The organism is Algoriphagus ornithinivorans (assembly GCF_900115305.1).
GTDB classification, from domain to species: Bacteria; Bacteroidota; Bacteroidia; order Cytophagales; family Cyclobacteriaceae; genus Algoriphagus; species Algoriphagus ornithinivorans.
The window spans coordinates 83,309-105,975 of record NZ_FOVW01000001.1; the positions used below are offsets into that span (position 1 = coordinate 83,309).

The window sequence follows — 22,667 nt, forward strand, 5'->3', positions numbered from 1 at the left end:
AAAAATATTATGTTTTTGTTTTTTTTAATCTTTCTCTTTGGAATCTTTGTAGCATGGATTTCCAGATATTGATTAATAATCTCACCAACCCGAGTCTTTTGTTCTTCGTGTTGGGAATTTTAGCGGTCCGATTCAAGAGTGATCTGGAGATACCCGCAAACTCTGCCAAGTTCATTGCACTTTACCTGATGTTGTCCATCGGTTTCAAAGGTGGTCAGGAATTATCGCACAGTGAATTTGATATATCAATTGTTTGGGCCCTTTTATTTGGCCTGACACTTTCAGCAGGAGTTCCTTTTTATACCTTTTTTATTTTGAGAAAAAGATTGGGAACACCCAATGCCGCAGCGATCTCAGCAGCTTATGGCTCAATTTCAGCCGTAACATTTGTCGCCGCAGTTGCATTCTTGGATATACAAGGCACTTCTTTTGGAGGACATATGGTTGCAGTGATGGCATTGATGGAGGCTCCTGCAATTATTTCAGGGGTGATTTTATTGAGGAAATACTCTGATACCAAGCCTGAAGGAGGGATGAGACAAATTGTTAAGCATGCTTTGACCAACGCTTCAGTACTCCTGATTTTAGGAAGTTTGGTAATTGGGTTTATAGCGGATGAAAAACAAGCAGAAGGAATTAAGCCCTTTGTGACAGATATTTTCAAAGGCTTCTTGGCTGTCTTCTTATTGGATATGGGGATAAGCAGTGGTAGGAAGCTGAAATCCTTTTTCAAATACGGGTACTTCTCTACTGTATTTGCTATAGTAGTTCCTCTAATCAATGGGTGTATCGTGGCCTTTATCAGTCATTGGATTGCCCCTGAATCAGGTGACAGATTCATCTTCTCAATCTTGGCTGCTTCGGCATCCTACATTGCGGTTCCTGCTGCTATGAAATTAGCAAACCCTGAAGCCGATGAAGGACTTTATATCCCAATGGCATTGGCAATCACATTCCCATTCAATATCACCTTTGGAATGCCAGTTTACTGGATGATTATACAGTATTTCTAAATCGGGCTATTTTCCGGAGATAGAAACTTTGCCCTTTCTTCCGGTTTGGGTAATCGGCATGTGTTTTTTTTCCCAAACCATTTATACCTGTTTTTCCCAATCCAATCATAAACTGGGTCTCTCAACCATCTGGGTAAAATAATTAAGGGATAAAAAATTGGCCAAAGTCCAGCGAGATGTTTGGAGATTTTTAGTGCAGCTGTACTTCGGTAGAATACTTTTGAGTCCTGAATCAGCACCAAAGAGTCTAAATAATCTTCTTTGACATCAAATTTGGAAAGAATTTTTTTACTAAAATCATCCTGCAATGCTCCCACTAGAAACTGATTATTTTTATCATTTCTGATTATAAAATCAATGGAAGAATTGCAGAGATTGCAGACTCCATCAAAGAAGATGACGGATTTATTTTGACTCATCGAAGGATTTGAATGGTTCCTTTAAGAGTTCGCTCTCTCAAGCTTGGATCTAATACATCAAAGAATACTTTTCCGGAATAGAAGTAAGTACCAGCCGGTAAATCATTTCCATTTTTATCTCTTCCATTCCAGCGAATGAAAATATCATTCTCGTTTGACTCCAGACTATTGTAAGTAAATACTTCAGCTCCCCAACGATTGACAATCATAATCTCTACCCCAGTCACAAATCGTGGACATTGAGAGAATGGATTATCGAAAGCAGAGAATGTATCATTCAATCCATCTCCATTTGGTGTAAAGGCATTCGGTAGCACATAATTAGGGCAATTGTCTACGCAAACGATATTACTAGGCTCACTTTCATTACCAGATCTATCTATCGCAGTAATATAATAGCAACCTCTGTAATTAGGCAGATTGTTGATTCTTGTGGAAAGCTGGATAGCGGATAACTGGGCCACTAATTCAAACTGGCCTTCTTCACCATCTGGTGTGAAGTAAAGTCTATATCCTGCCAACTCGTCATCACATTCTCCTGAGAAGTCAGGCTCCCAACTTAAGTCATGAAAATAAGTGTTGGAATTACACGGTTGCTCCGCCACGTAGGCGCTACATTCCGGTCCTTCAAATGTCAAAACAGGTGGGCAAGGTAGTCTATTGTCATCCGGTTCAGCGCAGATTATTTGTGACTTATTTTCTAAAGGATATTCCAATCCATCCACGTTATAGGCACCCTTAGTGATGACATAATAACAGTATTCCAATTCCTTTTCTAAAGGAATTCCATTAAAGCTTCCATCATCCAAGTAGGTAAAACCGGCTGTGGTTACATCTACCTCCGCGATGAGTTCAAAGGTGTCTGTATCCTGTGCATTTGCATCAGTTCTATTTCTATATACCTCATGCTTAAATTCACTGACAGAATTATTCCAAGGAACTGTAAAGCTCCAGTTTAACTCAATGGCTTCATTGATGATGGTAGGTTCTAATCTTACCGATGAGGCGGAAGAAGAAGTATCAATCTTAGTATTGTTGTCTAATAATACTACACGATAATTGTAAACCAGATCCTCGGTATTCAGTCCGGTGTCAGTAAATAAGGTATCAGAGGTGATCCCTAAGCTAGTTCGGTTTTGATTTCCTGTAAAGCCTTCGCTTCTCAGCAATTCATAGGAATAAGGTCCAGGGAATTGAGTTTGATCAATATCATAAGGGGGAGTCCATTTGATAAATATCTCCCCGTCCTGAGTGTCTGTTGCCTCTACGCTTACATTGGTAATAATAGGAACGTCTACGTCAATCGTGATACAAATTTCATCAGATACTATACTTTCCCCTGATCTAGGAGCAGGGAATCCAGCTACCAATCTGTAGCAATATGTATTGCCTGGAGCTAGGCCTTCACCACCATTCAGGTCAGTGAAGCTAAAAGTCTGCATATTGGTTGTGCCAATTAGCTCATAACCTGGTCGAATACCTGTTTCGCAACTGTCTGGCTCATAGGGGTCAGAATTAATTCTTCTCCATATCTGCATTTCTGAAGCAGAATTAGCACATGCATAAGGATTCCAATTCAATTCTACAGACCTTCCCTGAAGTTGTTCCAATTCATTCCAAACAGGAGGTGGTCCGATCACTTTAATTCTCCAGGTTTTGACATCGACCAATGCCGGTCCGGACCTTGGCTGATCTGTGATTCGAACTCTCACATCATATTCTCTAGCCCGAACGTGATTGCAGACCGTTTGCCAATTGAAATTGACTATTCCAGGGCTTGGTTGGAAGGTAGAGACAGGGGCATAATTTGCTGGATTGGATATTTCCAAGGGCTCCCCGAAGACTTCTATTTTGATAGGATCTCCATCAGGATCCTGACCTTGGATTATTTCTTGGATATTGGTTCCTGCTACTACGCAGAGGTCCGGTGGTAAAATTAATTCTGGTCTTCGATTATTGGAGTTTTCAATAATGATCTGCATGTCTCGGACTACATACCCAATGCGGATCCATTTGCCATCCAGTTTTCGCCATTCTACTATCCTAAAGGCGACATTGAACTGACCTGCAGTACCTGGAGCATCCCAGATAAGATCTCCAAAAATAGGGTCCAATCTGAGGAAAGCAGGAGTAGCGCCATTTTCTTGACTGAAGCTAAATTCGCTGCTTGCAGGGCTTCTGTAATTATTTACCGGTCTTTGAAAAGCTTGCTTTGGTATATCTAATTCATATGAAAGGCTGTCCCCATCTGGATCAAAAGCTCCTGGGTTATGTATGTACCTAACATTAACAGCACCATTATCTACCGGAGGAATGGTAAGTACCGGGGAATTATTAACTCCAATAAATGGGTCTATGGTAATCTGAGTTTCTACATAAAAAGGAGTGTCAACCGAATTATCCATATTGAGGGTGAGGTCGTTTCTATTGAACTCCTGAAATCTGATTGTGTAAACTCCAGGACCCTGAAAAGTATGGCTAATTACGAATGTGTTTTTTTCAATCTGGTTTCCTAAACTTTCAACGAGAGAAAAATCACTTTGTGTATTGAGCTGTTCCACTCTTCCGTCGCCAAAGTTGATTGTTCCCGGACCGAAGACCACATTGGATCGGGTATCTGTATATCCGACTACTGTAATTCTATAGGTTAAAGTCTGTACGGAAGTTCTTTCGGCGATGATTTCTCCGGCACGAATGTGAGTAGCCCAAACAGTAACAAGGCCTAAAATGAAGTAGACGAATAAAAATCCGAGAGAAAGTTTAAGCTTCATGGTATTCCCGATTGATCCAATTTTATTTTAAAAACACTTGAAGAGACGAAAAGTTGACGCCTCGTGTTTAATTCTTCGAAATATACTTACGAAATAAAGGGAAGTAAGTAGAAATTCTCCGTAAAATCAAACAATAAAATCAAACAGCCTGTTGAATGAACTCATAGACTGGCTATTTAAAACGTTTGAACAACGATTTTATTTAGAACCTTTTAAAATAAGATAGGAGATTATGAATGGATTGTTTACTAGCTGTTCCACATGTAAATTTGGAGCAGTTATTATAAGACATTCGTTTTAAACTAATCCAAAAAAATTGTATGAGCTGGGTTACCAAAACCTTAAGTAGCACACTGGGAAGAAAATTGATCATGGGATTGACCGGTTTATTCCTCATCCTGTTTTTGACAGGGCACGTATCAGGAAATTTATTGCTTTTCAAAGGCGATGATGGTCAGGCATTTAATATTTATGCCAAATTTATGACTACTAATCCGGCAGTAAAGATCCTCTCTTATTTAACCTATATTTCTATCATTGGACACGTAATTTGGTCTATTTGGCTGACTAGACAGAATAAAGCAGCTAGACCAGTAGGTTACGCCGAGTCCAAAGCTTCTACCAATTCAACTTGGTCTTCCAGAAATATGGGGATTCTGGGTACTATCATTTTAATTTTCTTGGTAGTTCACTTACAAGGCTTTTGGTATGAAATGCACTGGGGGAATGTACCAACTGTTACCTATGAAGGAGAAGAGTACAAAGACCTTTTTAGAATAGTAACATTCGCATTTCAGAATGAATTATTGGTTGCAGGATACGTTATAGCAATGGGTTTCCTTGGCTTTCACTTATCGCATGGATTTGCAAGTGCATTCCAGACTTTAGGTTTAAGTCATAAAAAATATTCTCCTGCAATAGAAACTGTAGGTAAGATTTATTGTGTGGTGGTTCCTGCGGTATTTGCGAGCATGCCACTTTATATCTATTTCACTAGCTAATTTAATAGTCCCGTATGATACTAGATTCCAAAATACCTGCTGGTCCTTTAGCAGAAAAATGGACTAAGCACAAGTTTAACAGCAAGCTGGTCAATCCGGCAAACAAGAGAAAGTACGAGGTCATCGTAGTGGGTACAGGTTTAGCAGGAGCTTCTGCGGCAGCTTCTCTGGCAGAGTTGGGTTACAATGTCAAGGCTTTTTGTTTCCAGGATAGTCCAAGAAGAGCGCACTCTATTGCGGCTCAGGGCGGAATCAATGCTGCTAAAAACTATCAAAACGACGGCGACTCAGTATTCAGATTATTTTATGATACCGTAAAAGGTGGTGACTACCGTGCCAGAGAGGCAAATGTGTACCGCCTAGCGGAGGTATCAGTTAATATTATTGACCAATGCGTAGCTCAAGGTGTACCATTCGCACGTGAATACGGAGGTCTTTTGGCCAACCGTTCCTTCGGAGGAGCGCAGGTTTCCAGAACCTTCTACGCCCGTGGTCAAACCGGACAGCAATTGTTATTGGGAGCTTATTCAGCTTTGAGTAGACAAGTTGCTAACGGAAAAGTAAAATTATATCCTCGTACCGAGATGATGGACGTGGTGGTGATCGATGGTCAAGCCAAAGGTATTGTGACCAGAAATCTGATTACCGGGGCCATTGAAACACATGCTGCCCATGCAGTATTGCTTTGTACAGGAGGATATGGAAATGTGTTCTTCCTATCAACAAATGCAATGGGTTCCAATGTAACAGCGGCTTGGAGAGCTCACAAGCGCGGTGCTTACTTTGCGAACCCTTGCTATACTCAGATTCACCCTACCTGTATCCCAGTTTCTGGAGATCATCAGTCAAAATTGACTTTGATGTCAGAATCTTTGAGAAATGATGGTAGAGTATGGGTGCCTGCCTCCAAAGAAATGGCAGAAAAGCTGAGAAAAGGTGAGATTAAAGCAAATGATATTCCTGAGAATGAAAGGGATTATTATTTAGAGAGAAAATATCCTTCTTTCGGTAACCTTGTACCAAGAGATGTGGCTTCAAGAAATGCAAAATATGTTTGCGACGAAGGAAGAGGGGTGAATGAAACTGGTGAAGCTGTTTTCTTGGATTTCAGAGATGCAATCAAAAGAGATACTGAAGAGGTGATCAGAGCTAAATATGGTAACCTTTTCGATATGTATCAGCAAATCACCGGTGAAAACCCATACAAAGTACCTATGATGATTTATCCAGCTGTTCACTACACAATGGGTGGGCTTTGGGTAGATTACAATTTGATGACAACTGTGCCTGGTTTGTATGCATTGGGAGAGGCTAACTTCTCTGACCATGGTGCGAATAGATTAGGAGCATCTGCTTTGATGCAAGGTTTGGCGGATGGTTATTTCGTGATCCCTTACACTGTGGGAGACTACCTAGCTCAAATCGGACCAAAGCCAGTGGATACCAACCATCCGGAGTTCGAAAAGACTGCGAAAGAAGTGAAGGAGAGAATCCAAAAGCTTTTGAGCATTAAAGGGTCAAAAACCGTCGATTATTTCCATAAGAAACTTGGTAAAATCATGTGGAATGAATGCGGAATGGCTAGAACGGCTGAAGGTTTGTCAAAAGCTAAAGCTGAAATCAAAGCATTGAGAGCAGAATTCTGGAAAGACGTGAAAGTCCTTGGTGATAATGAGGAACTTAATCAGTCTTTGGAAAAAGCGCATAGAGTAGCTGACTTCCTTGAATTGGGAGAATTGATGATCGATGATGCTTTGAATAGAAATGAGTCCTGTGGAGGACACTTCAGAGAGGAATATCAAACTCCGGAAGGAGAGGCTTTGAGAGATGATGAAAACTTCGCTTACGTTGCTGCCTGGAAATACACAGGGGACAATCAGGAGGAAGAACTCTACAAAGAGCCATTGGAGTTTGAAAACGTGAAGTTGACCCAGCGCTCATATAAATAATCAAGACAAAAATTCATAGTAGTATGAAATTGACATTAAAAGTTTGGAGACAGAAAAACAACGCCGATCAAGGCAAGTTTGTCTCCTACCCTGTAGAGGGAATATCCAAAGACATGTCCTTCTTGGAAATGATGGACGTGCTCAACGAACAATTGACTGAAAAAGGAGAAGATCCTGTACATTTTGATCATGACTGTAGAGAAGGTATCTGTGGAATGTGCTCCATGTATATCAATGGTAAGCCACATGGTCCTCAGCAAACTACTACCTGTCAGTTGCACATGAGATCTTTTAACGACGGTGAGACCATCACCATCGAACCTTGGAGAGCGAAGGCTTTCCCAGTGGTAAAGGATTTAGTGGTAGACAGATCTTCATTTGACAGAATTATTCAAGCCGGGGGTTATGTATCCGTAAACACCGGTGGTGTTCCTGATGCAAACGAAATTCCTATCCCTAAGAAAATTGCAGATGAAGCGTTTGATGCGGCGACCTGTATCGGTTGTGGTGCTTGCGTAGCAGCTTGTAAAAATGCCTCGGCAATGCTTTTCACTTCGGCAAAGATCTCTCAATTGTCCATGTTGCCACAAGGGCAGGTAGAAAGAAAAGAAAGAGCAGAAAAGATGATTGCTCAAATGGATGCCGAGGGATTCGGAGCTTGTACCAATACAGGTGCCTGCGCAGCGGAGTGTCCTAAAGGTATTTCCCTAACCAATATTGCGAGAATGAATAGAGAGTATTTCTCTGCAGTGGTGAGTAGCGAAAACGTCTAAAATCCATATTTACGAAAAGAGCCAGGTTCGCCTGGCTTTTTTGTTTCTATACATTCAATTTGTGTTTTTTAAAGTGGAAATAGGACTGAAAAGTTATTTTTAACATAAAAACCCAATAAAATTTCAAATTAGAGGCTTTTTTGCTAACTTTGAAAAATTATATTTTAAAATCAATTGATACAAATCCAAAAACATAATGCATTCCATAGATCTCTTGATCTTCCTGATATACATGATCGCCATGCTAGGTGTGGGCTATTTTTTCATGAGAAAAAACACAGGACAGGAGGACTATTATGTTGGAGGCAGGAGTATAGGTAGTCTTCATATTGGATTATCAGTTGTAGCAACTGATGTAGGTGGAGGATTTTCAATTGGACTAGGGGGCTTAGGTTTCGCAATGGGGCTTTCAGGTTCCTGGATGCTTTTTACAGGATTATTGGGAGCTTGGCTTGCAGCAGTTATTTTAATTCCTAGAGTAAAGTCCGACCCGGCATTTGCCAAATTTTTCACCTTTCCTCAGATAGTAGGATATCTCTATAATTCCACCACTGCAAGAGTGGCAGCTTTGATCTGTTTTTTGGGATATTTAGGATTTACCTCTTCTCAATTATTAGCCGGTGCAAAATTGGCTTCAGGTACTTTTGAGGCTTTGGATTTGCAAACGGCTTTATTGATCATGGGTGCGATAGCAGTTGTTTACACCGTGATGGGAGGGCTTAAAGCTGTTATCTACACAGATACTATCCAATGGATTATTTTGATGCTAGGCTTGATGTTTATCGGTATACCCATGTCCTTTCATTATGTAGGTGGATGGCAGGGAATTCAATCCACCTTGCCAGCTGAATTCTTCTCCTTTTCCAATTTAACTTGGCAGGATTTATTCAATTGGGGAATTACTATTATCCCAATTTGGTTTGTAGGAATGACGCTCTATCAAAGGATTTTCGCAGCCCGAGATGTCAAAACAGCTAAAAGAGCATGGTTTATTGCCGGACTGTTTGAATGGCCAATCATGGCGCTGATGGGAGTTTCTTTGGGTTTACTTTCAAGAGTCGCGGTTGAGCAGGGTGCTTTAGAAGGTTTTACTACGGCCATGGATCCGGAAATGGGATTGCCTGTTTTGCTAAGCCAGATTTTGCCTGCGGGCATTTTAGGATTAATGATGTCTGCTTATTTTTCTGCGGTTCTTTCTACAGCTGATTCTTGCTTGATGGCTGCATCTGGAAATTTAACTACAGATTTGTTAGGCAAATATTTAAAAGGGAAATCTCACAAGTTGGAGATGAGAGTGTCCCAATTATTGACACTGCTGATTGGAATAGTAGCGATAGTAATTGCTTGGCAAATGACGGAAGTTCTAAGCTTGATGCTTTATTCCTATGCCTTCATGGTATCTGGTTTACTTGTACCAGTTGTGGCTGGGCTATTCTTTAAAAAGGATAATTCAAAAGCTGCGGTGTCTGCAATGATAATAGGAGGGGGCTTGACAGCTACCCTTACCTTCTTGGAAGTAGGGCTTCCATTTGGCTTGGATGCCAACTTATTTGGCTTAACTGCCTCTTTATTTACTTATATTAGTATTTATAAAATTGATCAAATCTTTATCCCTAGTAATAAATAATATGATAAAATTAGAAACTCTCTCCGCAATTGATAATGCAACTTTCCTTCAGAAAAATGAAATAGCAGATTTTCTGTTTGAGCATTTGGGAAAATATGGAGACCCTAAAGATGATATTATGAAGTGCTTGGATTATGCACTTGATCAGGGACTTCATGCAGGTGGCTTTGTAGTCATTGCTCGTGAAAGTGGGAAAATTGTAGGAACGCTGGTGATGAATAAGACTGGTATGTCTAGTTATATTCCTGAAAATATCCTGGTTTATATCGCTGTAGATGCTTCTCAAAGAGGAAAAGGGATCGGCGGAAAAATCATGGATATGGCTATCAAAATGGCAAATGGAGCAATTGCATTGCACGTAGAACCAGATAATCCGGCGAAAAAATTGTATGAAAGACTAGGATTTACAAACAAATACCTCGAAATGAGATTGAATAAGTAAGATGGCTTATCTCACATTAAATAAATCCAAGCTCAAAGACAACTTTGAGTTCCTTAAAAAGAAATTTAACGAAAGCGGCGTTGCATGGGGAGTAGTCTCCAAACTACTATGCGGTAATAGACTTTTTTTGCAGGAATTGATCAACCTTGGGGTTGATGAAGTTCATGACAGCCGAATCAGCAATCTTGCGATGGTCAAGAAGCTGAATCCAGAAGTTCAGACTGTTTATATCAAGCCTGTTTCCAAAAGGAATGTGGGCAAAATGGTAGAATTTGCTGATGTCTCACTCAACAGTGAATTGGAGACTATTCATTGGATCAGTGAAGAAGCTGTGCTCCAAAATAAAAAGCATAAGATCATTATTATGGTTGAAACCGGTGATCTGCGTGAAGGGGTGATGGGAGAACAGTTGGTTGATTTCTATTCGGAAGTTTTTAAGCTCCCAAATATTGAAATCATAGGTTTGGGCACGAATCTCAATTGCCTCAACGGAGTAATGCCTTCAACTGATAAGTTGATACAGCTTTCTTTGTACAAGCAAATCATCGAACTGAAATTCAATAAAAAGATTCCTTGGGTTTCGGCAGGCACTTCTGTGACTATTCCTCTGATGCTGACTCATCAACTGCCAATGGGAATTAATCACTTTAGAGTAGGGGAGACCCTATTTTTTGGAGTGGATCTGTTTGAAGAAAAAATAATCGAAGGGATGCATGGTGATGTATTCGAGCTGCATGCAGAGATCATCGAAATGCAGGAAAAACCTTTACTTCCAGTTGGGAATCTTGCAGCCAATCCTCAGGGAGAGGTGGCAGAAATTGATGAAAGCCTCTACGGACAGACCTCATATAGGGCAATTGTAGATGTAGGGCTTCTTGACGTTGACCCTAAGTATCTATTGCCAAAGGATTCCAGCATAGAAATATTAGGCGCTAGTTCAGATATGATTATCATTAATTTGGGAGAAAACCCGAATAAGTATCACGTAGGCGATGAATTGACATTTGACCTCAAATACATGGGGGCTTTGGGTATTTTGAATTCTAATTACGTGGATAAAACCGTCATATAAATAGAAAGCTGGTTAGGCTATTGGCATTAATTTTGGACTTTTGTTCGCTTACCAACTATTTTATTTATCATGAAAAAATACCTATTGATTTTAGGGTTTGGCTTATTGATGATAAGCAATGTCCAAGCTCAGTCTGGCATCGGTTTCAGAGGAGGTGTTAACTTCTTCAACTTCGGAGGAAGTGATGTTTCAGAAAATGATTACACCAATAGAGCAGGATTCCATGCAGGGATTTATGCCAATTTCTTACCGGATAGCCCTGTAAGCTTGGAGCCAGGTGTATTTTACTCTGTGAAGGGTACGCAAAATAATGATGCATTGAACAGCAGAGCAATTTTGAATTATGTTGATGTGCCTGTGCTATTACGTTTAAAGGCCGGAGATAGCTTCAATATATTTGCAGGACCTCAAGTCTCATTTTTACTAGATTCCAAATTTGAGGGAGATTTCGGGAGTTCTACGGTTTCCCTTCAGACTTCCAATGTCAGGGATTTAGACACTGGATTGGTCTTTGGAATTGGTTTTAATCCTGCCTCGGGTTTAAACCTCCAAGGTTCATATGATTTCGGAATGACTCCGGTTTTTAAGGACAGTGACGCTGATGTATACAATAGAGGGTTTAAAATTTCCTTGGGAATATCTCTTTGAAAACAATAGAAGGCAAAGAGGCTGTCCCAAAAGTGCAATTTGTCACATTGAGCGTCCCGACAATTGTCCGGGATCGAAATGTAGACCACAACGATAGAAATGGCCTTCGACTTCCTGACTGCGTCAGGCAGGCGCTCAGGCTGACACTAGAGCTAATTCTGAGACAGCCTCTTTTACTTTAAAGACAAAATCCAATCCCTAATCAGCTGAATTCCTTCTTCGTGGACAGTAGTTCTTCCAATTTCAGGCATAGCAACTCCCACCTCAGTACTTTTCATCCTGTGTAAAAGGATAGATTCATCAGGTTTCCCTGGTAAAATATCATAAGTGAATTTTCCCGCTCCTTTTCCTGCCGCTACTGGAGTTTTATTCAGCCCCAATTTTAAAGGGTCTGTTTCTTCATAATCTAAAAATAACCCTGAAGTACTGGCTGGTCCTTCTGCATTGTGACAATGAGCGCAGTTAATATCCAAATAAGCTCTTGCCCTCAGGTTAAGGGTTTGATTTTTATCCTCGTAATTAATCAGACTAGGATGTTTTTGTGGATTATCGAATCCTAATAATTTTCCTTTTTCCTGCCAAACAATTAATTGATTTTTAGGACTTGCTCCCTCAGTTTTTTCCCAATTGAGATGTTTAATTTGCGCTCCAATAGGAGCCATATGCTCATTCTTATTATGGCAAGATTTACACTGATTCTTATTGGGGATTAGATAGTCAATTACCTGTTCTTTCCCATCCAGACTTGTGAATTTTACCTTTGTTTGTCCGCCAACCACCTTGAGCTGAGCATCTGTTTGGGCTTCATTCCAGATATAAGGATAAGCTTCCCAACCCGTACTTCCTAAGATCAAAAGTCTAGTCTCAATAATTCTCTTTTTGTCCTCTGGTTTCCTGAAATCTTCCGGATAATAGAAGTTTTTGATGAATATGGTTCCCTCTGGAAAATTGATTTCCCCATCAATGATTTCAGCGATACTATCCTTAGGAATGGATACAAAACGAGACTTTAATGCATAATCAGTAAATAGGGAAGATGCAGGAGAGTACTCTAGAAGCTCTGAGTTTTGGTGTAATTTATTAAGCTCACCTTCAAAAAAGCTATAAGTAGATAACCACTTGTAGGGGAAATTTCCATCGGCATTTTCTTCTTCAACGGTAAGTTCAGCTACTGCCTCCTCCGAAGTCTCTTTTTTGCAGGAAAAAATAGCGAATAGAAGAATTCCAAAGGCGATCCAAGAAGTGAACTTATTCAAGATCATGATTATAAGCTTTGAATTACTGAAATATCAGTTGCAACAGAAACAGTGCAATTAGTAAATGGCTGGTAGTTTTTACTGGATTTAATTTCCTCTTTTCCTCCTGTCAGGTCAAAAAGTGTGAAGAAAAGTTCAGACATATTGGCTTCATCAATACAAATCTTCATGGGGTTGTTTTCAATAGTCTTGGAAAGATTTTGATCCCAGAAACCATCATAGATAATATCCTGGGTTTTGGCTTTTCCATGGGCATTATACAAACTGACCAATTGACCCAATTCCCTTGTCAAATCGGGGAATCCCTTACTTCTGTCATATTCATTGTCATGAACGTAAATATTGCTGGTATACGGAGACCAGTTTGGGGCATATGTAGGAAAACCAGTAATTTGATAGCTGGCTATGGCTATTCCGGCGGTTTTGTTTCTAAGGATTTTATTACCAAAAACTTCCACATCCTTTGCGGCTAGCAACACAATGCCTGAACCAGGAGGGATCATGGTTACGGTATTTCCGTTTGGTCCTTCTCCTATAGGCGTAGCAAAGTTCTTATGATTATTCTCTAAAATTTGGTTGTTGTAAATTTTGGTTCCTTTTCCGTCCGATTTAGGTAGGCCAGGAAGATTGAAGACCAAAATGCCGCCAGAATTATTTCTGGCAACATTATTAAAAACCTCAGCATTATCAGAATTTTCAATTTCTATTCCAGCGACATTTCCGAAGGCCAAGGAGTTTTTGACAATAATATTTTCTGACTGACCAACATATATCCCGGCATCCTTGGAATGAGATGCGACGCAATCATCAATGACTACATTTTTACACTGCACTGGGTAGATCGCATAAGTTCCATTTTTTGATTTATCCCCATTCGTCCATGTAACATTGATTTTCCGAAATACTATGCCATCCGTGTGCTGTGCTTTAATCCCATCTCCGGGAGCATCTTCTATAGTTAAATCCTCTATTTTGATATTATTCCCAACAATTTTTACACCCTCTCCACCGGTTTTAAGGCCTCTAAAAGAAAGGACTGTTTTCATCATTCCGGCTCCCTTAATGGTGACATTGGATTTATTATCCAAGATTAGCTGGGTATTCAACTCATAAAAACCTTCTGGGATCTCGATCACAGAACTATCCTCAGCCATAATAAAAGCTTCAATTATACGCTCTACTTCTTTTATACTTTTCTTAGGAAGTTTGGAAGAATCAAAAAGTTGCTCATGGTTGGATTCCGAGCATCCAATCAGTAATAGAAAAAAAACTAACAGAGCTGGGGGAAAGGCAATTTTTCTCATGTGTAGGCTAATTCTGGGTTATATCAAAATTAACCTATCCCTGATTTTTAGACCTTGATAAAAGTCAAAATTTCAAATTCTGGCTCGTATTCTACTGAGTGTTTCAATAGTCATATCCAGAAAAGAGGCGATTTGCCCCACTGAAGCCTTCTGTATAATCTTAGGCTTTTTATCCATCAATTCCAGATATCGATCCTTCGCGGATTTAAATTTGGAGAAGATTAATTGCTCCTCAAGCGCGATGTAATATTTCTCTAATATGATCCTGTAAGCCCTTTCCATTTCCGGAAATTCAACAAAACATTGTTGTAAATTCTGATGTGAAATCCGGTACAGCAATGATTTTTCCAAAGTTTCAATGGTTTCGTAGCTGGGACTTCTCGTTATAAACGAGTGCATTGCTGTAACAAATTCCCCTTCCAAAGAGAAAGAAACCGTGATATCTCTGTTTTCACGGGTATAATAGCTTCTTGCAGAGCCTTCAGAAATATAATACAAGTAGCCACTAACATGACCTTCTTGTTCCAGCTTAAAACCTTTTTCAGCTTTGATTTCTTCTAATTTTGAAATAAAACCTACTCTAGTCGCTTCACTGACAGTAGTAATATTTTCAAAGAGGCCCGTTGATTGTTTCATAGCACAAATTAAAAAAATCAACCGAATTACTTTTAAATAATGCGCTTCAGTTAGTTTTATGGAAATTTAAAACATAATGAACATATGAGAAAGGTTTTAACGCTATTCTTTGTGGTTGGATTGATTTCAGCCTCCCATGCTCAATTTGGATTGAGAGCTGGTTTTTCATCTTCCAATTTTTCAGATACTAATTATAAAGCGAATCCGGGATTCCATGGAGGGGTTTATTATACCTTGGGAACCGAGTCTTTAGCAATTGAGCCTGGAGTGCAATTTTCCCAAAGAGGCTTTGAAACTAACGCCATTCCCTCCGGAGCTGTTGTTACTGAAAGTTTGGATTATGTAGATTTCCCTCTACTGGTAAGGCTTTACATATTTCCTGTTTTGAATGTCTTTGCAGGGCCGCAATACAGTAAATTAATCTCAAGAAAAAGAGAAGAGCCGGGAGATGTGCAAACAGATATGAATGTTTTGGAGCAAAATGACTTTGCGGGAGTAGTGGGAATTAGCGCATCTCCAGTGCCCAAGTTGAATTTTCAAATCAGTTACGATATGGGGTTTTCTAATTTGAACTATTACGGGAGAAACGTTAAAAATCAGGTTCTGAAGCTTTCTGTTTCATTTGACCTTTACAGTACGTACTGATCAGTTTTCCTGCTGTCTATTTTTTAATCCTGTCAGGATTTTCTTCGATGAAGGATTTCCAGCCGGCACTTCTACCTCTTGTCTGAACTCGTCCCTCATGAAAATGATGGCATAAAGCCACAGCTAAGGCATCTGTGGCATCCAACATTTTCGGTAATTCTTCCAATTTAAAAAGGGTCTGTAGCATAGCTGCTACTTGTTCTTTGGAGGCATTACCATTTCCTGTTACTGATTGCTTGACTTTTTTCGGAGAATATTCAGTAATGGGAATTTCTCTGGCCAATGCTGCCGCCATTGCAACTCCTTGAGCTCTGCCTAATTTGAGCATGGATTGGACGTTTGCTCCGTAAAAGGGGGCTTCTAGGGCGACAGTGTCGGGTAAAAATTCATCTATGATCCCTGTGATTCTTTCAAAAATCTTCTTCAGTTTCAACTCATGCGTTTCGTACTTTTTAAGGTGGATCACGCCGTACTGCAGGAGTTTATATTGCTTTCCTTCGGTGAGAATCAACCCATAACCCATGACATTAGTCCCTGGGTCAATCCCCAAAATGATTTTTTCCTTTGATTCTTTTTTGCTTGCTTTACTCACATCCGCAAGTTAGCCCAAAAGATGCTAAGTTTTTATCTGCTTTTTGCTTGTTTCTATTTCCTAACGCTGCTGGGATTAAAGTCCTATTGGGAGCGACAAGCTCAGAACTATTCCGAACTTCGAACAGAAAACCTTTCTGCAAGCCTCTTAATCCCTTTTCGAAATGAAGCAGAAAATCTGCTTTCTCTCATATTTCAACTCAAAAAATTGAGTTATCCCAATTTGGAAATTCTCCTGATTAATGATCATAGTGAGGATAATTCATTTGAAATTCTGCTTGAGGCTTTCAGAGAAGATCATCGAGTTCAGGTGATACCTTCAATAGGAGAAGGAAAAAAAGCGGCATTAAGAACGGGAGTTAACTTGGCGGAGGGTGAATTGATTCTCACCTCAGACGCGGATTGTGTTTTTCCTGAAAATTGGGTGGAGCAAATAAGGGCAGCTTTTTCAAGTCCTCAAACTCAATTAGTAGCAGGACCAGTTCAAGTGCTGGGTAGAAATAATTTATTTAATGAATTTCAGAAGTTGGATTGGGCCAGTATTGCTTTGGTTACTCATTATTCTTTTGAAAATCAAAATCCCTTAATGTGCAGTGCTGCAAACTTAGCCTTTAGAAAATCAGCTTTTTTAGCTGTGGATGGGTATGTTGGAAATGAAAATTACCTTTCCGGCGATGATGAGTTTTTGTTGAAAAAGATACATGGTAAGTTTGGATCAGACTCCTGTATCTATTTAAAAAATCCCGAAAGCTTGGTTTTGACGCAGGCTGAGGAAAGCTGGGGAAAGTTACTTAATCAAAGAGCCAGATGGGCTTCTAAGTGGGATAAACACCAGTCTTTTTCTCACAGTATAGCGGGTTTAATCCCATTCTTAATTCAGTTGGTTTGGTTGAGTTCAGTGATTTTGCTTGTTGAAGGCTGGATGGGGATTTTGTTATTTCTTGGAATCTGGACTATCAAATATTTCACCGAATGGATGACTTTGGGAAAAGTCCTGAGTAGTTTTAAACTCCCAATTTCAAAAAGAGGAATACTTTTCACCACTTTTGCACATCCTTTTTATGTCTTATTAGTTGGAATGAAAAGTTTATCGGGAAATGGATACTGGAAAGGGAGAAAGATCATAAAGAAAAGTTTGGCTTGAATAATCATGAGCGAAGAGGAATTTGATTTATTGGATGAGCTCTACTTTGTACAGCCATTCAGTTATTTACAAGAATCTACCGGTTGGGAGGATGAATTGATCCTAAAAACCCTTCAATCCTTATATCAAAAGGGCTACATTAAGTGCTTATCCGCTCCGGATGAGGAAAGGTTTGATAAAGTAGATGTAATGAAAGAAGGATCGGAATTGCTGTACTTGGCTACCAAAGAGGGCTTAATGGCTCATAATGCATTATAAATTGATATCAGAAAATCATAAATATCAGCGTAAAGAACTGGAGCTTAAAGCGCTCTTAGAAATCACTCAAGCGATCAATGAAAATCAGCCTGAGGCGGTTTTAGGGGATATATTTAAGTTTACCTGCTTGGTTCACTTGAATATAAAATCTCTCCTTCTATATGTATCGAAGGAAGAAGGCTTTGAAAAAAAGATAGCGCATGGAGTAAAAGGTAAAGTGCCTCCATACATTCCGCGAGATCAGGTTAAAGATGAAAAAAAATCTGGGCAGCTGCGCTTAGAACTCAATGCTGAATTCTCTTTTGAAGAATTGGAAACTTACCTTCCGGTATATCATAAGGAAAAGATGCTGGCCATTCTTTTTCTGAGAAGAAAAGATAGGGAAGAGGAGCTGGATCTGAATTTTACTCAAGCACTGACTAATATTCTGGTGGTGGCTTTGGAAAATAAGCGTTTTGCAAGAAAACAACTTCAGCAGGAAGTTCTCAATCGTGAAATTTCTATCGCGTCTAAGGTTCAACAAATGCTCTTTCCTTCAAAATTGCCCGATGAGGAAAGATTAAAGGCAAAAGTGACCTATTTCCCTCACAGTATGGTAGGAGGCGACTATTATGATTTCATTCAGCAGTCTGAGGATGTGTCCTATTTCTGTATCGCGGATGTTTCGGGGAAAGGAATTGCAGCGGCTTTATTGATGTCTAATTTTCAGGCTACCTTGAGAACTCTTTTGAGAAGTGATGCCAACTTGCCGACAATTGTTAAGCAGTTGAATTACACACTTTTTGACAATACCCATGGGGAGCGATTTATCACGTTCTTTTTGGGTAAATTCAATCATAAAACCAGAAAGTTGGAATATGTCAATGCCGGACATAATCCTCCGATTTTATGTAGGGAGGATGAAAATGAAATAGAATTACTGGAAGCGGGAACCACTATTTTAGGGGCTTTTGAAGAGCTGCCATTTTTGGAAATCGGAAATAGAGACTTGTCGGCTGACTTTACGCTGCATCTCTATACAGACGGTTTGACAGAAACCTTGGACGAAGAAGAAAGAGAGTTTGGAGAAGATAGATTATCGGATTTTGTGAAGGATCATTTGTGCATTGATCCTGGAGATTTTCATGAAAAGTTTCTAGACGTTTTGAAGGCCTTCACCGGAGAAGTCCCTTTAAGGGATGATTTGACATTGTTCAGTTTGAGTTTCAAATAATGCCTTGGTTTCCCAAAACTCCCAAACTTGCTCCACTACTTTTTCCTAAAAGGATTTGGAAGAAGGATACTCCCCAAGTCTATTTGACTTTTGACGATGGACCAGTTCCCGGGGTTACGGATTTTGTGTTGAATGAGCTAGCAAAAAGAGGCCAAAAAGCTACTTTTTTTTTAGTGGGGGATAATATAAAAAAGCATACTGAACTGGCAAATAATCTCATTCAGGAAGGACATGGGATAGGAAATCACACCTTTAATCATCTTTTTGGAATCAAATATTCTACTGAAACTTATCTGGAGAATGTTCAGAAATGCGATGAGATCTTGGAGGATCGCCTAGGGGTCAAAGTTGGTTTATTCAGGCCTCCGTATGGTTGGATGACTAATACCCAAGCCCGAAAAGTTTCCCAAACACACCAAATCATCATGTGGGATGTGCTTTCTGCTGATTACGATCCTAAGCTAAGTGCTTCTCAAATATTATCTATAGCTAAAAAGCATACGGAACCGGGGTCTATCGTATTATTTCATGATCAAGAAAAAACTCGGCAAGTTTTGCCTGCTTTCCTTCCGGATTTTTTAGATTATGTGCTGGATCAAGGCTGGGAAACAGCCTCTCTCTAAATGCTCCTAGTTGCTGCCCTAATTTCCAGTTTTTTAATTCATCAATTTATAGTGGTGATCATTCGGATTAATCACTATTGGAAATCCTATGGGAATATTCAAAAGATGAAGGAATTTCCAAAAGTTTCTGTTCTTGTTGCAGCAAGAAATGAAGAACAACATTTACCCCAATTATTAGCATCTTTTGATTTGTTGGATTATCCAGAAGACCAAGTTGAATTTTTATTTGCAGATGATCAAAGCATTGATCAGACGCCTCAGTTATTAGACTCTTGGTGTCAAAAAAATAAAAATGCCAATTACCTCAGCGTTCAGGAGGTAAAATCAACTGAAAAAAATCCTAAAGCTTTTGCACTTGGGCTTTTAGCAAAAAAAGCACAAGGTGATTATTTTCTATTTACAGATGCTGACTGTAAAGTCAATCCTCAATGGATAAAGGGAATGATCTCTTCTTTTCAAGAAAAAACAGGAATAGCCCTAGGTATCACCCAAGTAGCTGGGGCCGGGATATCTTCGTTTTTTCAGGAAATTGATTGGTGGAATACTCAGGGCTTTGTCAAAGTTGCCTCTGATATCAAATTATCCACCACTGGTCTGGGGAATAATATGGCTATCAAAGCTTCTGCTTACAGAGAAAGTGGAGGGTTTTTGGAAATACCCTTCTCATTAACAGAAGATCTTGAAATCAGTAAGGCAGTCAGCAAGTTGGGCTATGAGGTGATTTCAGAAGTAAGTCCGAATACTTTGGCCTTTACCAAAGCTGAATCAAGTTTGGTGACGCTATTAGCGCAAAGAAAGCGCTGGATGTTTGGAGTAATGACCCTGCCATGGTTTTGGAAAGTGATCCTGGGATTACAGTTTTTTTATTTTCCTGCCATCATCTTTTTATACAGCTCCATAGGCTGGTGGATTTTGCTGGTTGCAGGCGCGAAATCCTTTTTCCAGGCCTTGTTTCACTATACTTTTGCAAAAAAAGCAGGGCGTAAGCTTTCATTTTGGAAGCTGTTAAGCTTTGATTTTTACTTTTTTCCTATCTCCCTCCTGACAATTCTTTATTACTTTTGGCCTTCTCCTGTAAAATGGAAATCAAGAAAATACCGATGAACCTGATTGATACTCACGCCCATATTTATTCTACCAAGTTTGATTCTGACTTAGACGCTGTTATTGAAGAAATTCGAAATAATGGTGTTGAGAAAATCTACATGCCCAACGTGGACGTAGCCACCATTGACAGAATGCTTGAATGCGAAAAGCGTTATCCTGGACTATGTATACCCATGATGGGTTTGCATCCCTGTGATGTCAAGGAAGACTTTTTAGCTCAATTGGAAGAGATGAAGGGATGGTTAGACAAAAGGCCCTTTGCAGCGGTAGGAGAGATCGGGCTCGATTTGTATTGGGACAAGACCTATTTCGAGCAGCAAAAAGAGGCGCTTCGAGTTCAAATAGCTTGGGCTAAAGAAAAGGAGCTTCCTATTGTGTTGCATTGTAGAGAGTCAATGGATGAAACCATAGAGATTGTTCGGGAAGAACATGATGGGAAATTGAAAGGGATATTTCATTGCTTTACCGGGAACTTAGTTCAGGCCAATCAGATTATCGAAATGGGTTTTTTGCTGGGAATAGGTGGGGTAAGTACTTATAAAAATGGAGGCTTGGATCAAGTTTTGCCTCACATCGCCATTGAAAATCTGGTTTTGGAAACGGATGCGCCTTACTTGGCTCCCGTTCCTTTTCGGGGAAAGAGAAATACACCTGCCTATTTGCCTTATATCGCAGAGCGAGTAGGGGATTTGTTGGAGCTTAGTAAAGAAGAAGTGGCATTAAAAACCAAACAGAATGCCCTTCGCTTATTTAAGGAATTTAGCTATGAATTATAAGATAGTTCGACTCAATACACGGATAAAGTCCAGTAGAACTTCTTCCGTCTTGATTATCTACACTGGTGGTACCTTGGGGATGGCTTATGATGAAAGTGGTTCGCTGGTGCCTTTTAATTTTGGTCAGATTCTGGAAAAAATCCCGATTCTTTCCAATATGGATATTGCCATCACGGTGATTTCTTTTCCGGAGCCCATTGATTCCTCCAATGTATCTATGCATCATTGGAAGGATATGGCTTATATCATTACAGAAAATTATGATAGCTACGATGGCTTTGTCGTATTGCATGGAACAGATACCATGGCCTATTCTGCTTCTATGCTGAGCTATATGCTTCATGGACTGAATAAGCCTGTAATTTTTACCGGTGCACAATTGCCTATTTCGGCAATGCGTTCTGATGCAAGGGAAAACTTGATGACCAGTTTGGAAATCGCAACTGCTAAGATTGATGATTATCCGATTGTTCCTGAGGTCTGTATTTTCTTTAACCACATGCTTCTCAGAGGTAATAGAGCTAAGAAGGTTCAAAGTGTGCACTTTGATGCCTTTGAGTCTGAAAACTATCCAAATTTAGCTGAATCCGGGATTGTCATCGATTATAATACGGCAGCGATCAGACCCTATGAGTCTCATCGAAAATTGGTTAATCTGAATGATTTGGATAACCGAGTGATGATCCTGAAGCTTTTTCCGGGAATTACAGAAAAAGTAATGGATGCATGCTTTGATATAGAAGGGCTGAAAGGCGTTGTTTTGGAAACCTATGGGTCTGGAAACAGTCCGAGTGAGGCTTGGTTTATGAAATCTTTAGAGCGGGCAATCAAAAAAGGCCTGATCATTTTAAATGTATCCCAATGCAATGGTGGTCGAGTCATTCAAGGGCGCTATGAGACATCGAAGGAGTTATTGAATGTGGGTGTAGTGAGTGGTGCAGATATGACTACCGAGGCTGCGATTACTAAATTGATGTTCTTATTGGGGCAGGAAAAATCCACTGAAGAAATCAGAAGGAAGCTGACCATTCCTTTGGCAGGGGAAATGACAGGCTGATAAAAATGCTGCAATTTTCGAGGTAAATTTGGAATCGGGGGGAATAATTTTTTTCTTTGCACTCCGATTCAGAAATGGATCGGGATAATCAACCTAGAGAGGTGTCCGAGTGGTTGAAGGAGCACGCCTGGAAAGCGTGTATACCCCTAAAGGGTATCGAGGGTTCGAATCCCTTCCTCTCTGCAAGTTAAAACCCTAACTATCAGAATTTTAGATAGTTAGGGTTTTTTAATTTAACCAGTTGCGAAGTCATCCGTTTTTTAAAAAGAGCCTCGGAATAAATTTTCCAGAATAGTACTCCATCTCATTTTAGAAGGCAATGAGTAGAAACAACACTTAAAT

22 protein-coding genes and 1 tRNA gene are annotated in these 22,667 nt (G+C 39.8%); 17 read left to right on the forward strand and 6 right to left on the reverse strand.

Annotation, left to right across the window (positions count from 1 at the left end; genetic code table 11):
- Positions 1-53: 53 nt before the first annotated feature.
- The gene (locus BM073_RS00430; protein ID WP_091648734.1) at positions 54-1,013 is read left to right on the forward strand and encodes a sodium-dependent bicarbonate transport family permease; all 960 of its coding nucleotides are present in this window, start codon (positions 54-56) and stop codon (positions 1,011-1,013) included.
- Here the strand turns inward: BM073_RS00430 and BM073_RS00435 are convergent.
- Together BM073_RS00435 and BM073_RS00440 are read right to left on the reverse strand one after the other, a co-directional pair.
- A complete protein-coding gene (locus tag BM073_RS00435; RefSeq protein ID WP_091648736.1) occupies positions 1,010-1,432 on the reverse strand; it encodes a thiol-disulfide oxidoreductase DCC family protein in 423 nt (140 codons plus the stop codon). The genes BM073_RS00430 and BM073_RS00435 overlap by 4 nt on opposite strands.
- Positions 1,429-4,203, reverse strand: a complete 2,775-nt coding sequence (locus tag BM073_RS00440; RefSeq protein ID WP_091648738.1) for a T9SS type B sorting domain-containing protein — start codon at positions 4,201-4,203, stop codon at positions 1,429-1,431. Before BM073_RS00440 ends, BM073_RS00435 begins: the two co-directional genes overlap by 4 nt.
- 320 nt (positions 4,204-4,523) lie before the next feature.
- Here BM073_RS00440 and BM073_RS00445 point away from each other — a divergent pair, with 320 nt between their 5' ends.
- The 7 genes from BM073_RS00445 (at position 4,524) to BM073_RS00475 (ending at position 11,715) form a co-directional block, all read left to right on the forward strand.
- On the forward strand, positions 4,524-5,204 hold the full coding sequence (locus BM073_RS00445) for a succinate dehydrogenase cytochrome b subunit (RefSeq protein WP_091648741.1): 681 nt from the start codon (positions 4,524-4,526) through the stop codon (positions 5,202-5,204).
- A 14-nt stretch (positions 5,205-5,218) separates the two neighbouring features.
- A complete protein-coding gene (locus BM073_RS00450; RefSeq protein ID WP_091648743.1) occupies positions 5,219-7,153 on the forward strand; it encodes a fumarate reductase/succinate dehydrogenase flavoprotein subunit in 1,935 nt (644 codons plus the stop codon).
- Positions 7,154-7,176: 23 nt separating this feature from the next.
- Positions 7,177-7,926: a succinate dehydrogenase/fumarate reductase iron-sulfur subunit gene (locus BM073_RS00455; protein WP_091648745.1), complete on the forward strand. Its 750-nt coding sequence runs from the start codon at positions 7,177-7,179 to the stop codon at positions 7,924-7,926.
- A 196-nt stretch (positions 7,927-8,122) separates the two neighbouring features.
- Entirely contained in the window at positions 8,123-9,553 is a 1,431-nt protein-coding gene (locus tag BM073_RS00460) for a sodium:solute symporter family protein (RefSeq protein WP_091648748.1), read from the forward strand.
- 1 nt (position 9,554) lies between these two features.
- Positions 9,555-9,995 carry a GNAT family N-acetyltransferase gene (locus BM073_RS00465; protein WP_091648750.1) on the forward strand — a complete coding sequence of 147 codons (441 nt, stop codon included), beginning with the start codon at positions 9,555-9,557 and terminating at the stop codon, positions 9,993-9,995.
- A gap of 1 nt (position 9,996) precedes the next feature.
- Positions 9,997-11,067, forward strand: a complete 1,071-nt coding sequence (locus tag BM073_RS00470) for an alanine racemase (RefSeq protein ID WP_091648753.1) — start codon at positions 9,997-9,999, stop codon at positions 11,065-11,067.
- A gap of 69 nt (positions 11,068-11,136) precedes the next feature.
- Positions 11,137-11,715 carry a porin family protein gene (locus BM073_RS00475; protein WP_091648755.1) on the forward strand — a complete coding sequence of 193 codons (579 nt, stop codon included), beginning with the start codon at positions 11,137-11,139 and terminating at the stop codon, positions 11,713-11,715.
- A 173-nt stretch (positions 11,716-11,888) separates the two neighbouring features.
- Here BM073_RS00475 and BM073_RS00485 read toward each other — a convergent pair whose 3' ends face one another.
- The 3 genes from BM073_RS00485 to BM073_RS00495 form a co-directional block, all read right to left on the reverse strand.
- Entirely contained in the window at positions 11,889-12,977 is a 1,089-nt protein-coding gene (locus tag BM073_RS00485; protein ID WP_091648760.1) for an SO2930 family diheme c-type cytochrome, read from the reverse strand.
- Between the two features lie 2 nt (positions 12,978-12,979).
- Positions 12,980-14,275, reverse strand: coding sequence for a parallel beta-helix domain-containing protein (locus BM073_RS00490; RefSeq protein WP_091648763.1), 1,296 nt, complete (start codon positions 14,273-14,275; stop codon positions 12,980-12,982).
- A 72-nt stretch (positions 14,276-14,347) separates the two neighbouring features.
- Positions 14,348-14,911 carry a Crp/Fnr family transcriptional regulator gene (locus BM073_RS00495; RefSeq protein WP_091648766.1) on the reverse strand — a complete coding sequence of 188 codons (564 nt, stop codon included), beginning with the start codon at positions 14,909-14,911 and terminating at the stop codon, positions 14,348-14,350.
- Between the two features lie 84 nt (positions 14,912-14,995).
- Between BM073_RS00495 and BM073_RS00500 the strand changes: the two genes are divergently transcribed.
- Positions 14,996-15,556, forward strand: coding sequence for a porin family protein (locus tag BM073_RS00500; protein WP_091648769.1), 561 nt, complete (start codon positions 14,996-14,998; stop codon positions 15,554-15,556).
- A gap of 16 nt (positions 15,557-15,572) precedes the next feature.
- Here the strand turns inward: BM073_RS00500 and ruvC are convergent, their stop codons facing one another.
- Positions 15,573-16,148 (reverse strand): crossover junction endodeoxyribonuclease RuvC, encoded by a 576-nt coding sequence (gene ruvC / locus BM073_RS00505; RefSeq protein ID WP_091648771.1) that lies wholly within the window; start codon positions 16,146-16,148, stop codon positions 15,573-15,575.
- A gap of 21 nt (positions 16,149-16,169) precedes the next feature.
- On the opposite strand from ruvC, the gene BM073_RS00510 reads away from it, so the two are divergent.
- The 8 genes from BM073_RS00510 to BM073_RS00545 all read left to right on the forward strand — a co-directional run bounded on the left by BM073_RS00510 (position 16,170) and on the right by BM073_RS00545 (position 22,508).
- Complete coding sequence (locus BM073_RS00510) at positions 16,170-17,291, forward strand: glycosyltransferase (protein WP_091648775.1); 1,122 nt, start codon at positions 16,170-16,172, stop codon at positions 17,289-17,291.
- A gap of 6 nt (positions 17,292-17,297) precedes the next feature.
- Positions 17,298-17,549: a hypothetical protein gene (locus BM073_RS00515; protein WP_091648779.1), complete on the forward strand. Its 252-nt coding sequence runs from the start codon at positions 17,298-17,300 to the stop codon at positions 17,547-17,549.
- Positions 17,539-18,762 carry a PP2C family protein-serine/threonine phosphatase gene (locus BM073_RS00520; protein WP_245756333.1) on the forward strand — a complete coding sequence of 408 codons (1,224 nt, stop codon included), beginning with the start codon at positions 17,539-17,541 and terminating at the stop codon, positions 18,760-18,762. Before BM073_RS00515 ends, BM073_RS00520 begins: the two co-directional genes overlap by 11 nt.
- The gene (locus BM073_RS00525; protein WP_091648782.1) at positions 18,762-19,385 is read left to right on the forward strand and encodes a polysaccharide deacetylase family protein; all 624 of its coding nucleotides are present in this window, start codon (positions 18,762-18,764) and stop codon (positions 19,383-19,385) included. The genes BM073_RS00520 and BM073_RS00525 overlap by 1 nt, the downstream gene beginning before the upstream one ends.
- A complete protein-coding gene (locus BM073_RS00530; RefSeq protein ID WP_091648786.1) occupies positions 19,386-20,489 on the forward strand; it encodes a glycosyltransferase in 1,104 nt (367 codons plus the stop codon). It begins immediately after the preceding gene.
- Complete coding sequence (locus BM073_RS00535; protein ID WP_091649644.1) at positions 20,486-21,268, forward strand: TatD family hydrolase; 783 nt, start codon at positions 20,486-20,488, stop codon at positions 21,266-21,268. Before BM073_RS00530 ends, BM073_RS00535 begins: the two co-directional genes overlap by 4 nt.
- Positions 21,258-22,325 (forward strand): asparaginase, encoded by a 1,068-nt coding sequence (locus BM073_RS00540; RefSeq protein WP_091648789.1) that lies wholly within the window; start codon positions 21,258-21,260, stop codon positions 22,323-22,325. Before BM073_RS00535 ends, BM073_RS00540 begins: the two co-directional genes overlap by 11 nt.
- Positions 22,326-22,420: 95 nt before the next feature.
- Positions 22,421-22,508: transfer RNA gene (locus BM073_RS00545), tRNA-Ser, on the forward strand.
- Positions 22,509-22,667: the final 159 nt, after the last annotated feature.